The sequence below is a fragment of the Pseudomonas sp. IT-P4 genome, from assembly GCF_949767755.1.
GTDB classification, from domain to species: Bacteria; Pseudomonadota; Gammaproteobacteria; order Pseudomonadales; family Pseudomonadaceae; genus Aquipseudomonas; species Aquipseudomonas monachiensis.
This window is the reverse complement of sequence record NZ_CATKPX010000026.1, coordinates 16273-28626: the sequence shown is the minus strand read 5'-3', so window position 1 is coordinate 28626 and position 12354 is coordinate 16273. Positions and strand designations below refer to the sequence as shown.

Sequence of the window (12354 nt, the reverse complement as noted above, 5' to 3'; positions counted from 1 at the left end):
ATTGTTTGCTCTGACGTCATCGTCGGAACGCTCGCGATAGATCTTGACCCTGGAGAAGAACGTGATCCGTGTACTGGTAGCCGAAGACCACACCATTGTCCGCGAAGGCATCAAGCAGTTGATCGGCCTGGCCAAGGACTTGCTGGTAGTGGGGGAGGCGAGCAATGGTGAGCAGTTGCTCGACACCTTGCGTCATGTGCCCTGCGAAGTGGTGTTGCTGGATATCTCCATGCCGGGCGTCAACGGCCTGGAAGCGATTCCGCGGATTCGCGCCCTGAACAATCCACCCGCGATCCTGGTGCTGTCGATGCATGACGAAGCGCAAATGGCCGCCCGGGCGTTGAAGGTGGGCGCTGCGGGTTATGCGACCAAGGACAGCGACCCGGCGCTCTTGCTGACGGCCATTCGTAAAGTGGCGTCAGGCGGGCGTTATATCGACCCGGAACTGGCCGATCGCATGGTTTTCGAAGTCGGTCTTACCGACTCGCGTCCATTGCACTCGTTGCTCTCCGAGCGCGAATTCTCCGTGTTCGAACGCCTGGCCCAGGGCGCCAACGTCAATGACATCGCCCAGCAACTGGCGCTGAGCAGCAAGACCATCAGCACCCACAAGGCGCGGCTGATGCAGAAGCTCAACATCACCTCGCTGGCGGAACTGGTGAAGTACGCGATGGAACACAAGCTCCTCTAAAACACACCGAAATTCAGTGTGGTCCAGTGGTGGCATATCCATTTACGACAGCTCCAGATATCGCATGGGCTTGTTCTTGTGGCTTATAGCTGACCCCTTGCCACTACATTTGCCCAAACGCGCCATCCTTGTAGGGCAATCCCTACCCCCAACCTTCCATCCGGCTGAGGCCAATCTCTCTTGCCCCCCGATTTGCGCGGTCCCCAGCGTCCACTAGGCTTAGTCCCACAGCAGTCATCAATAACAAAGGTGTGGGTATGAGCCAGGTCGATTCAAGCGCAGGGGCCAATGATGTTCTGGTCAGCTTTCGTGGAGTGCAGAAGAGCTACGACGGCGAGAACCTGATCGTCAAGGACCTCAACCTGGACATTCGCAAAGGCGAATTCCTCACATTGCTCGGACCGTCCGGTTCCGGCAAGACCACCAGCCTGATGATGCTCGCCGGCTTCGAAACGCCGACCGCGGGCGAAATCCTGTTGGGCGGGCGCGCCATCAATAACGTGCCGCCGCACAAGCGCGACATCGGCATGGTGTTCCAGAACTACGCATTGTTCCCGCACATGACGGTGGCCGAGAACCTGGCGTTCCCGCTGACCGTACGCGGCATGAACAAGAGCGACGTCAGTGCCCGGGTCAAGCGCGTGCTGAGCATGGTCCAGCTCGATGCCTTCGCCCAGCGCTACCCGGCGCAGCTTTCCGGTGGTCAGCAACAGCGTGTGGCATTGGCCCGCGCGCTGGTGTTCGAGCCGCAACTGGTGCTGATGGACGAACCCCTCGGCGCACTCGATAAACAACTGCGTGAACACATGCAGATGGAGATCAAGCACCTGCACCAGCGCCTGGGTGTCACCGTGGTCTACGTGACCCACGATCAGGGCGAAGCCTTGACCATGTCCGACCGTGTGGCGGTGTTCCACCAGGGTGAAATCCAGCAGATCGCGCCGCCGCGCACCCTCTATGAAGAGCCGAAGAACACCTTCGTCGCCAACTTCATCGGCGAGAACAACCGTCTCAATGGCCGCCTGCACAGCCAGACCGGCGACCGTTGCATTGTCGAGCTCGGGCGGGGTGAGAAGGTAGAGGCCTTGGCGGTCAACGTCGGCCAGACCGGCGAGCCGGTGACCCTGTCCATTCGTCCGGAGCGAGTGAGCCTCAATGGCTCCAGCGACCAATGCGTCAACCGCTTCTCCGGGCGAGTCGAGGAATTCATCTATCTGGGCGACCACGTCCGGGTTCGCATGGAAGTCTGCGGCAAGACCGACTTCTTCGTGAAACAGCCGATTGCCGAGCTAGATCCCTCGCTCGCCGTCGGCGACGTGGTACCGCTTGGCTGGCAGGTCGAACACGTTCGCGCGCTCGACCCACTTCTAGAGGCGCATTGATCGCCCCGGCAACACCAACACCAACCCTGCACGTGGAGAGAACAATAAATGTTGAGATCCCTGAAATTCACCGCTTTGGCACTGGGCATGATGGGCGCGGCACACGCAATGGCGGCCGGCCCGGACCTGACCGTGGTGTCCTTTGGCGGCGCGAACAAGGCGGCTCAGGTCAAAGCCTTCTACGCACCGTGGGAAGCGGCAGGCAACGGCAAGATCGTGGCCGGCGAGTACAACGGCGAAATGGCCAAGGTCAAGGCCATGGTCGACACCAAGAGCGTGTCCTGGGATCTGGTAGAGGTTGAGTCGCCGGAGCTGTCCCGTGGTTGCGACGAAGACATGTTCGAGCAGCTTGATCCGAAGTTGTTCGGCAAGACCGAAGACTACGTCAAGGGCGCCATCCAGCCTTGCGGCGTAGGTTTCTTCGTGTGGTCGACCGTGCTGGCGTACAACGCCGACAAGCTGAAAACCGCACCGACCAGTTGGGTGGATTTCTGGGACACCAAGCAGTTCCCGGGCAAGCGTGGCCTGCGTAAAGGCGCCAAGTACACCCTGGAATTCGCACTGATGGCCGACGGCGTTGCGCCCAAAGACGTCTACAAAGTGCTGGCCGGCAAGGACGGTCAGGACCGCGCGTTCAAGAAGCTCGATGAGCTCAAGCCAAACATCCAGTGGTGGGAAGCCGGCGCACAACCGCCGCAATACCTCGCCTCGGGTGACGTGGTCATGAGCTCGGCCTACAACGGCCGTATCGCTGCCGTGCAGAAAGAAAGCAACCTGAAAGTCGTGTGGAACGGCGGCATCTACGACTTCGACGCATGGGCCATTCCAAAAGGTCTGGATGCCAAGCGCGCTGAAGCGGCGAAGAAGTTCATCGCCTTCTCGGTAATGCCGCAGCAGCAGAAGACCTACTCGGAAAACATCGCCTACGGCCCGGCCAACACCCAGGCCGTACCGCTGCTGGCCAAGGATGTCCTGAAAGACATGCCGACCACCCCGGAAAACATCGCCAACCAGGTGCAGATCGACGTCAGTTTCTGGGCTGACAACGGCGAGCAACTGGAACAGCGCTTCAACGCCTGGGCTGCCAAGTAGGAGCTGCCGAAGGCTGCGATCTTTTGATCTTGCTCTTCAGCGGTCTTGAATACGCCAAAAGATCGCAGGCTGCGCCAGCTCCTACAGGGACTGGCGTGTTTCATGAGTGTTGATGTAATGCGGCATCACCGTGGGTGGTGCCGCCCATTCAAAGATTCCCGGAGTACGTCATGGCTATCGCCGTTCCCCTGAACGAGGGCACCAGCCCCACCTTGAAGCAGCGGCTCAAGCACGCCGAGCGGGTCAATCGCTGGAAGGCCCAGGCGTTGATCGCGCCACTGGTGCTGTTTCTGTTGCTGGTGTTCCTGGTGCCGATCGTGGCGCTGCTCTACAAAAGCGTTGGCAACCCGGAAGTGGTCGGCGGCATGCCGCGCACCGTGACCGCCATCGCCAGTTGGGACGGCCGCGGCCTGCCCGCTGAACCGGTTTACAAAGCAGCGGCCGAAGACCTCGCCGAGGCTCGCAAGAATCAGACCCTGGGTGATCTGTCCAAACGCCTGAACATGGAACTGGCCGGCTACCGCAGCCTGCTGACCAAAACCGCCCGCGCCTTGCCGCTCGCAACCGAGCCGGCTTCTTATAAAGAAGCGCTGGAAGGTCTCGATGAGCGTTGGGGCGACCCGGCCTACTGGCAAGCGGTACGTCGCAACACCAGCAGCATCACCCCGTATTATCTGCTGGCGGCCGTCGATCACCGCATCGACGACCTCGGCGAAATCGCCCCGGCCACCCCGGATCAGGCGATCTACCTCGACATCTTCGCCCGTACCTTCTGGATGGGCCTGGTCATCACCGTGATCTGCCTGGTGCTGGCGTATCCACTGGCTTACCTGCTGGCGAACCTGCCGTCGCGTCAGAGCAACCTGCTGATGATCCTGGTGCTGCTGCCATTCTGGACTTCGATCCTGGTACGGGTCGCGGCGTGGATCGTGTTGCTGCAATCGGGTGGCCTGATCAACAGCGGCCTGATGGCCATGGGCATTATCGATAAGCCGATCGAGCTGGTGTTCAACCGCGTCGGTGTCTACATCTCCATGGTGCACATCCTGCTGCCGTTCATGATCCTGCCGATCTACAGCGTGATGAAAGGGATCTCGCCGACCTACATGCGCGCCGCGATTTCCCTCGGCTGCCATCCGTTCGCCAGCTTCTGGCGGGTGTATTTCCCGCAGACCTATGCCGGTGTCGGCGCCGGTTGCCTGTTGGTGTTCATCCTCGCCATCGGCTACTACATCACCCCGGCATTGTTGGGCAGCCCGAACGACCAGATGGTCAGCTACTTCGTCGCCTTCTACACCAACACCAGCATCAACTGGGGCATGGCGACCGCACTCGGTGGGCTGCTGTTGCTCGCGACGGTCGTGCTTTATCTGATTTACAGCTGGCTGGTAGGCGCAAGCCGCCTGCGCCTGAGCTAAGGGGAGAACGAAATGCTGAGTCCTTATATGTCGCCCATCGAACGGGTGTGGTTCTACAGCTTGCGGATTCTCTGCGGCTTGATTCTGTTGTTCCTGATCCTGCCGGTGCTGGTGATCATTCCACTGTCGTTCAACTCCGGCAGCTTCCTGGTGTACCCGCTGCAGGGCTTCTCATTGCAGTGGTATCACGATTTCTTCGCCTCGGCGGAATGGATGCGCGCCCTGAAGAACAGCATCATCGTCGCCCCGGCAGCCACGGTGCTGGCCATGGTCTTCGGTACGCTGGCGGCGATCGGCCTGACCCGGGGCGACTTCCCCGGCAAGGCGCTGGTAATGGCTCTGGTGATTTCACCGATGGTGGTGCCGGTGGTGATCATCGGTGTGGCCAGTTACCTGTTCTTTGCTCCGTTGGGATTGGGTAACAGCTTCTTCTCGCTGATCGTGGTGCATGCGGTGTTGGGTGTGCCGTTCGTGATCATTACCGTGTCGGCGACCTTGCAGGGGTTCAACCATAACCTGGTGCGGGCCGCCGCGAGCCTGGGTGCTTCGCCGCTGACCACGTTCCGCCGGGTGACCTTGCCGCTGATTGCGCCGGGCGTGATCTCCGGGGCGCTGTTTGCCTTTGCGACGTCGTTCGATGAGGTGGTGGTGACGCTGTTCCTCGCCGGCCCCGAACAAGCGACCCTGCCACGGCAGATGTTCAGCGGCATCCGCGAAAACCTCAGCCCGACCATCGCCGCCGCCGCGACGCTGCTGATTGCTTTCTCGGTGATCCTGCTGCTGACCCTGGAATGGCTGCGAGGGCGTAGCGAGAAACTGCGTACTGCGCAGGTCTGAAGCCGAACCCGGTAAAAATGTGGGAGCGGCGGTGCGGCGATCCGACTTGCTCGCGAAAGCGGAGTGTCAGCTGATGTATTGGTTGAATGACACACCGCCTTCGCGAGCAAGCCCGCTCCCACAGTGATTTTTGGTGTTCCCGGAAACCTGGGTCATTCACCGCCTGAATAGAAGACAACCCGCAATCCCCAGCTACTATTGTGCCCAGCTCCCTTACCTATAAGAGGCTGCGCACATGAGTCTTTCCTCTTTCAAAATCGCTCACAAATTGATCACCGGCGCAGGTGCCATCGAGCAGCTGTCTGCCGAGCTTACGCGTCTGGACATCGACAACCCGCTGATCGTCACCGACGCCGCCCTGGTCAAGTCCGGCACGGTAGAGCTGGCACTGGCGCAGCTGGGCGAACGCAGTTACGAGATTTTCGACCGGGTGCTGCCGGACCCGGAAATAGCCATCGTCGAAGATTGCATGCAGGCCTATCGCGACGGTGGGCATGACGGCTTGATCGGCCTCGGTGGTGGTAGTGCCATCGACATTGCCAAGAGCGTGGCGGCCTACGCCGGGTACCACGGTGCGCTGGCGGATCTGTTCGGCATCGATCAGGTCCCGCGCAAAGGCCCGCCGCTGATCGCCATCCCGACCACCGCCGGCACCGGCTCGGAGGTGACCAACGTCGCCATCCTTTCCGACAAGGTCGCGCAACTGAAGAAGGGCATTGTCAGCGACTATCTGTTGCCGGATGTGGCGCTGGTCAGTCCGCAAATGACCCTGACCTGTCCGCGCAGCGTCACGGCGGCCAGCGGCGTCGATGCGCTGGTGCATGCCATCGAGTCCTATCTGTCGGTCAACGCCTCGCCGATTACCGATGCCCTGGCCATCGGCGCCATCAAGTTGATCGCCAAGGCTTTGCCCAAGGCGTATGCCAATCCGTCGAACCTGCAAGCCCGGGAAGACATGGCCACTGCCAGCCTGATGGCCGGCATGGCGTTCGGCAATGCCGGGGTTGGCGCGGTGCACGCGCTGGCGTATCCGCTGGGCGGGCGCTTCAACATTGCCCATGGGGTCAGTAATGCCTTGCTACTGCCCCATGTCATGACCTGGAACAAGATGGCCTGTATCGAACGCATGCAGGATATCGCCGAGGCCATGGGCGTGAAGACCGCTCGCTTGAGCATCAACGAAGCGGCTGACAAAGCCGTGCAAGCCATGACCGAACTGTGTGCCGCGGTGGAAATTCCCCAGGGCCTGCGTAGTTTCGGTGTGCCCGAGGACGCCATTCCTTCCATGGCCGTGGAAGCAGCGGGGATCGAGCGCTTGATGCGCAACAATCCGCGTAAGTTGAGTGCCGTCGATATCGAAAAGATCTATCGCGCGGCGTACTAGGACCCCAGCCGTCGATGGATGATGGCAAGGTCCAATCATCGCGCTCACGGTGCGCGCTTCAAAGCATGAGGTATACAATGCGCGCCATCGTGATTCTGCTCAGAAAAGGTGCGTCATGCAGCCCTTCGTAATTGCTCCGTCGATTCTCTCCGCCGACTTCGCCCGCCTGGGTGAAGAAGTGGACAACGTCCTGGCCGCCGGCGCCGACTTCGTGCACTTCGATGTCATGGACAATCATTACGTACCGAACCTGACCATCGGCCCGATGGTCTGCGCGGCACTGCGCAAGTACGGCGTGACCGCGCCGATCGACGCGCACCTGATGGTCAGCCCGGTGGACCGCATCGTGGGCGACTTCATCGAAGCCGGCGCGACCTACATCACCTTCCACCCGGAAGCGAGCCAGCACGTCGACCGCTCCCTGCAACTGATCCGCGAAGGCGGCTGCAAGTCGGGCCTGGTGTTCAACCCGGCGACCCCGCTGGACGTGCTCAAGTACGTGATGGACAAGGTCGACATGATCCTGCTGATGAGCGTCAACCCGGGCTTCGGCGGGCAGAAGTTCATCCCCGGCACCCTCGACAAACTGCGCGAAGCGCGGGCACTGATCGATGCGTCGGGCCGTGACATCCGCCTGGAAATCGACGGCGGCGTGAACGTGAACAACATTCGCGAAATCGCCGCGGCTGGCGCTGACACCTTCGTCGCCGGCTCGGCCATCTTCAATGCGCCGAACTATCAGGAAGTCATCGAGAAGATGCGTTCCGAACTGGCGCTGGCTCGCCCATGAGTGGATTTGAGCAGTTGTTCCCGGGGCAACTGCCGCGGCTGGTGATGTTCGATCTGGACGGTACCTTGATCGACTCGGTCCCGGACCTGGCAGTGGCTGTGGACAAGATGCTGCTCAAACTCGGTCGCAAGCCCGCCGGTCTGGAAGCGGTACGCGAATGGGTCGGCAACGGCGCGCCGGTACTGGTGCGTCGTGCGCTGGCTGGCGCTATCGATCATTCGGCGGTCGATGACCACGAAGCCGAACGGGCGCTGGAGCATTTCATGCAGGCTTATGGCGAGAGCCATGAGTTGACCGTGGTTTACCCCGGCGTGCGCGACACCCTCAAATGGCTGCAAAAGCAGGGCGTCGAGATGGCGCTGATCACCAACAAGCCGGAGCGTTTCGTCGCGCCGCTGCTGGATCAGATGAAAATCGGCCGTTATTTCCGCTGGATTATCGGCGGCGACACCCTGCCACAAAAAAAGCCCGATCCGGCCGCACTGTTTTTCGTGATGAAAATGGCCAACATTCCGGCTTCGCAGTCTTTGTTCGTCGGCGATTCGCGCAGCGATGTGCTGGCGGCGAAAGCGGCGGGGGTCAAGTGCGTGGCCCTGAGCTACGGCTATAACCACGGTCGGACGATCGCGGAAGAATCGCCGGCACTGGTGATCGACGACCTGCGCAAGCTAATTCCCGGTTGCCTGGATCCGGCCGCTGAGATAACGTTGGCCGACGCTGTCAAACCCCCTTCTGGAAACGCCATCGTGGTGGTCACTCGCAAACTCTGGATGAAAGTCATGAAGGCCCTGGCCCGCTGGCGTTGGCGCGCCTGACTTTATCCTGGCCGGTTTCCGGCGCGTTTGCATACCTGACTGTTCGACCCTCAAGCCACGAGGCACCTCATGATCCGCGAAGAATTCCTGCGCTTGGCCGCTGCCGGCTACAACCGCATCCCGCTTGCCTGCGAAACCCTGGCCGACTTCGATACGCCGCTGTCGATCTACCTGAAGCTGGCCGACGAGCCCAATTCCTACTTGCTGGAGTCCGTACAGGGCGGCGAGAAATGGGGGCGTTACTCGATCATCGGCCTGCCGTGCCGAACCGTGCTGCGGGTTCATGATCATCACGTCAGCGTGACCGTCGATGGCGTCGAGACCGAAAGCCACGACGTGGAAGATCCGCTGGCCTTCGTCGAAGCCTTCAAGGCGCGCTACAACGTGCCGACCATTGCCGGCCTGCCGCGTTTCAACGGTGGCCTGGTGGGTTACTTCGGTTATGACTGCGTGCGTTATGTGGAGAAGCGCTTGGGCAAATGCCCGAACCCGGACCCGCTGGGCGTACCGGACATTCTGCTGATGGTGTCCGACGCCGTGGTGGTGTTCGACAACCTGGCCGGCAAGATGCACGCTATCGTCCTGGCCGACCCTGCGCAGGAAGACGCCTTTGAACAAGGTCGCGCGCGCCTGGAAGAACTGCTGGAAAAACTCCGCCAGCCGATCACCCCGCGCCGTGGCCTGGACTTCAGCAAGCAACAATCGGCTGACCCGGTGTTTCGCTCCAGCTTCACCCAGAACGATTACGAAAAAGCCGTCGACACCATCAAGGAATACATCCTGGCCGGTGACTGCATGCAGGTCGTGCCGTCCCAGCGCATGTCGATCGACTTCAAGGCCGCCCCCATCGATCTGTATCGCGCACTGCGCTGCTTCAACCCGACGCCTTACATGTACTTCTTCAACTTCGGCGACTTCCACGTCGTTGGCAGTTCGCCGGAAGTGCTGGTGCGGGTCGAAGACAACCTGATCACCGTGCGCCCGATTGCCGGCACCCGTCCGCGGGGCGCCAACGAAGAGGCTGACCTGGCGCTGGAAAAAGACCTGCTGTCGGACGACAAGGAAATCGCCGAGCATTTGATGCTGATCGACCTGGGGCGTAACGACACCGGTCGCGTTTCGGAAATCGGCTCGGTGAAACTGACTGAGAAGATGGTCATCGAGCGTTACTCCAACGTGATGCATATCGTGTCCAATGTCACCGGGCAACTGAAAGCCGGGCTGACGGCCATGGATGCACTGCGGGCGATTCTGCCGGCGGGCACCTTGTCCGGCGCACCGAAGATTCGCGCGATGGAAATCATCGACGAACTCGAGCCGGTCAAACGTGGCGTCTACGGCGGTGCGGTCGGTTACTTCGCCTGGAACGGCAACATGGACACCGCCATTGCGATCCGCACGGCGGTGATCAAGAACGGCGAGCTGCATGTGCAGGCCGGTGGCGGCATCGTTGCCGACTCGGTGCCGGCGCTGGAATGGGAAGAAACCCTGAACAAGCGCCGCGCGATGTTCCGCGCCGTTGCCCTGGCGGAACAAACACCGAACGCCTGAGTTTGCGAAAAAACCCACAATGATTTCATCGCCAAAAAAACGCGGCGCCTGTGAGGGCTCCGCGTTTTTTATTGGTTGCACATCAGAAGTCCAGCGCAACACCTACATTGATGCCCTGTTGGGTGAAGTCGTCGTCCTTGCGGATGTTGTAGCTGGCGCGCAGTGCCAGGTCCTTGGTGAGGTTGTGGCTCACCCCCAGGTTCACATGTTGCAAGTGACTTTGCGGGGTGTAGCCTTCCAGCGTGAACTGGTTGTTTGGCAGGCTGTTGAGGTTGATGTCCACGTCCTGGGTATCGTCGTTGTACTCACGCTCGATTGCCGCTTCGCCGAACACCTGGGTTTGCGGGGTGATCTGGTATTTACCCTGCAGGCCAGCGCCCAGGCGCCGGGAAATACGCTCCTGATCGGCGAAGGTCAGCGCCGTGGAATTGTTTCCGTCCTCCGAGTAACCATCGACTTGTACCTTGGCGAAGTCGGCGCTGACAAACGGCGACAGGTGCCAAGGACTGCTGGCTTGTTGCGCAATGTCGTAGCCCACGCGTGCGCTGAAGGCTTCGACGTAGCCGCTGGTATCGCCTTTTTCGCCGCGTTCGTTGACGCCCAGCTGGAATTTGCGCTTGAGGCTGTCGTAATCCAGATGCCCGGCCGTCAGCGCCACGTCGGCCCACACACGGTTTTGCTGGTACTGGGCGAATGCCGTGCCCAGGTAAGTGTTGAGCTTGTAGTCGGAGTCGTTGTTGCCGGCTTCGAGTTCCTGGTTATAGAAACCGGCCACCAGACCAACACGCCAGGCATCGTCGAGACGATAGCTGCCGCCGATGTTCAGGTTGGCTCCGTTGCCGTCGGCGCTTGCCACGCTGTCCTGACCGTCAAAGTCCTGATGCTGTCCGCCGGCGGAAACAATGGCTCGCCATTGGCCGACGCCTTGCCAGTTTTCCCAATCGGCCAGCCACTGGTTGCGCAACTCATCCTGATGCGCGCGCACGGTGCCCTGGGCCATTTCCGGCAGCAGGGTCAGCTCCCATGGTGCGGCCAGCAGGGAATAGGCGTAATCGGCGATCAGGCGTTGCCCGGCTTCGGTGGGGTGCACCGAGTCGTTGTAGATCAGCTTGGTCGGGTCCGGCGTGGCGCTGTTGATGCCGTAGCGGGCATTCTCGGTACAACCGTTGCCGCTGAAGCAGGTGGTGATGAGGTTCTGGTCGGTGGCCAGGCCAAACTGTGCCGGGTTGGCGAACGTCTCTTTGAGCAGTACCGGAATGTTCAGCGGGATGACTTCGGCATTGATATTTTGCAGTCGGCTTACCAGTTCAGTGTTGAACTGGGCGCTGAGTTGAGATGTGAACGCTTGCAGCGGGGTGCCGTTGAACGCCGGGGTAAAGCCGATATCGGGCAGCAACCAGACCATGACGTATCTGGCGCCAGCGGTTTGCAGGGTCTGCACGCTGTCGGCCAGGCGGTCGGCGGCGGCACTGGCTTGGGGCAGGCTGGTGACGCGTCCTTGCAGGAAGTCGTTACCGCCGCCCGACAGGTAATACAGTGCGTTCGGGTCGGCACGGAAGTTATTGGATGGAAGATAGCCGGACCGGGTGCGTTCGCCGGTGGCGGAGATGCTGGTAATCGAATCAAGAATCTGGTCGGTACGGTAGCCGCCTACAGCCCAGTTGTTACCATCAGGCAGGCCTTCGTTGGCGCGAACTGCTGAAGTAGAAGATGCCGTCTGGTCCGGTGAAAACCCCAGTTTCCCACCCAGGATCTGTGTGGAGTTGAGCGAGCGGACTTCGCCGCTGCCATCCAGGTACACCGGTCCCGTCCGGTTGGTGAAGCGCTGTGTCGCTCCGGCAGGCCCGCCTGTGTCGGCAAAGGTCCCTGCATCGTTGAGACTGTCCCCGAAGACAACGAAATTTGTATAAGGATTGGGTGCGGCGTTCGCCTGGGCGCATGCGATCGCGAGCAAGCATCCTGCGAGCGGTACAAACAACGACTGTTTGATCATGAGCAAGTCCGTTTATTTATTGTTTTAGTGAACAAAACGACAGTACCAAAAACTTTCGGCCTTTTGCCATCTGTCGCGAAGCCTTTGATAGATTCGCGGGCAGTGCCTCCGGCGATATTGCGCGCTCTGCCCAGCTAAGTTACTGTGCCGGGACGTACGAACGAGACCTTCCCCGTGTTGATCATCAGTAAACTCCTGGATCAAGTCATCAAGGCACACGCCCGCTGGCGTTGGCGCGCCTGAATTCTTTTGCCGGCTTCGCCGGACCTGTACCGCTTTGCCTTCTTTACCTGTTTGAAATGCCGCTTTGCTGGCGCTACGTCGGCACCTGACAAAGCGCAGCGCCCTGCGGGTAAAACATTCGAAGGCCATCTTTAAAGTCAGTGAGTTCAAGAGGTTCT

At 60.5% G+C, this 12354-nt stretch carries 10 protein-coding genes; 9 read left to right on the top strand and 1 reads right to left on the bottom strand.

Annotated elements, in window-relative coordinates; translation table 11 throughout:
- Positions 1–61 precede the first annotated feature (61 nt).
- The 9 genes from ACM6IT_RS10510 (at position 62) to trpE (ending at position 9960) form a co-directional block, all read left to right on the top strand.
- A complete protein-coding gene (locus tag ACM6IT_RS10510; protein ID WP_008051638.1) occupies positions 62–691 on the top strand; it encodes a response regulator transcription factor in 630 nt (209 codons plus the stop codon).
- A gap of 257 nt (positions 692–948) precedes the next feature.
- Positions 949–2073 carry an ABC transporter ATP-binding protein gene (locus tag ACM6IT_RS10505; RefSeq protein ID WP_056726651.1) on the top strand — a complete coding sequence of 375 codons (1125 nt, stop codon included), beginning with the start codon at positions 949–951 and terminating at the stop codon, positions 2071–2073.
- A gap of 48 nt (positions 2074–2121) precedes the next feature.
- Positions 2122–3165, top strand: a complete 1044-nt coding sequence (locus ACM6IT_RS10500; protein ID WP_056726652.1) for an ABC transporter substrate-binding protein — start codon at positions 2122–2124, stop codon at positions 3163–3165.
- A gap of 170 nt (positions 3166–3335) precedes the next feature.
- On the top strand, positions 3336–4583 hold the full coding sequence (locus ACM6IT_RS10495; protein WP_095964075.1) for an ABC transporter permease: 1248 nt from the start codon (positions 3336–3338) through the stop codon (positions 4581–4583).
- A 12-nt stretch (positions 4584–4595) separates the two neighbouring features.
- The gene (locus ACM6IT_RS10490; protein ID WP_007980200.1) at positions 4596–5420 is read left to right on the top strand and encodes an ABC transporter permease; all 825 of its coding nucleotides are present in this window, start codon (positions 4596–4598) and stop codon (positions 5418–5420) included.
- A gap of 235 nt (positions 5421–5655) precedes the next feature.
- On the top strand, positions 5656–6804 hold the full coding sequence (locus ACM6IT_RS10485) for an iron-containing alcohol dehydrogenase (RefSeq protein ID WP_414917937.1): 1149 nt from the start codon (positions 5656–5658) through the stop codon (positions 6802–6804).
- A gap of 115 nt (positions 6805–6919) precedes the next feature.
- Positions 6920–7594: a ribulose-phosphate 3-epimerase gene (gene rpe, locus ACM6IT_RS10480; protein ID WP_008027088.1), complete on the top strand. Its 675-nt coding sequence runs from the start codon at positions 6920–6922 to the stop codon at positions 7592–7594.
- Positions 7591–8409, top strand: a complete 819-nt coding sequence (locus ACM6IT_RS10475; protein ID WP_414917936.1) for a phosphoglycolate phosphatase — start codon at positions 7591–7593, stop codon at positions 8407–8409. Before rpe ends, ACM6IT_RS10475 begins: the two co-directional genes overlap by 4 nt.
- Positions 8410–8478: 69 nt before the next feature.
- On the top strand, positions 8479–9960 hold the full coding sequence (gene trpE / locus ACM6IT_RS10470; RefSeq protein WP_056726656.1) for an anthranilate synthase component I: 1482 nt from the start codon (positions 8479–8481) through the stop codon (positions 9958–9960).
- Positions 9961–10042: 82 nt separating this feature from the next.
- On the opposite strand, the gene estP is transcribed toward trpE, so the two are convergent.
- Positions 10043–11953, bottom strand: a complete 1911-nt coding sequence (estP, locus tag ACM6IT_RS10465) for an esterase EstP (protein ID WP_414917935.1) — start codon at positions 11951–11953, stop codon at positions 10043–10045.
- Positions 11954–12354 lie beyond the last annotated feature (401 nt).

Bases quoted from the DNA above. Each gene is read 5' to 3' on its own strand.
- ACM6IT_RS10495 (WP_095964075.1), top strand. From the start codon at position 3,336: ATGGCTATCGCCGTTCCCCTGAACGAGGGCACCAGCCCCACCTTGAAG.
- ACM6IT_RS10500 (WP_056726652.1), top strand. From the start codon at position 2,122: ATGTTGAGATCCCTGAAATTCACCGCTTTGGCACTGGGCATGATGGGC.
- trpE (WP_056726656.1), top strand. From the start codon at position 8,479: ATGATCCGCGAAGAATTCCTGCGCTTGGCCGCTGCCGGCTACAACCGC.
- estP (WP_414917935.1), bottom strand. From the start codon at position 11,953: ATGATCAAACAGTCGTTGTTTGTACCGCTCGCAGGATGCTTGCTCGCG.
- rpe (WP_008027088.1), top strand. From the start codon at position 6,920: ATGCAGCCCTTCGTAATTGCTCCGTCGATTCTCTCCGCCGACTTCGCC.
- ACM6IT_RS10505 (WP_056726651.1), top strand. From the start codon at position 949: ATGAGCCAGGTCGATTCAAGCGCAGGGGCCAATGATGTTCTGGTCAGC.
- ACM6IT_RS10490 (WP_007980200.1), top strand. From the start codon at position 4,596: ATGCTGAGTCCTTATATGTCGCCCATCGAACGGGTGTGGTTCTACAGC.
- ACM6IT_RS10485 (WP_414917937.1), top strand. From the start codon at position 5,656: ATGAGTCTTTCCTCTTTCAAAATCGCTCACAAATTGATCACCGGCGCA.
- ACM6IT_RS10475 (WP_414917936.1), top strand. From the start codon at position 7,591: ATGAGTGGATTTGAGCAGTTGTTCCCGGGGCAACTGCCGCGGCTGGTG.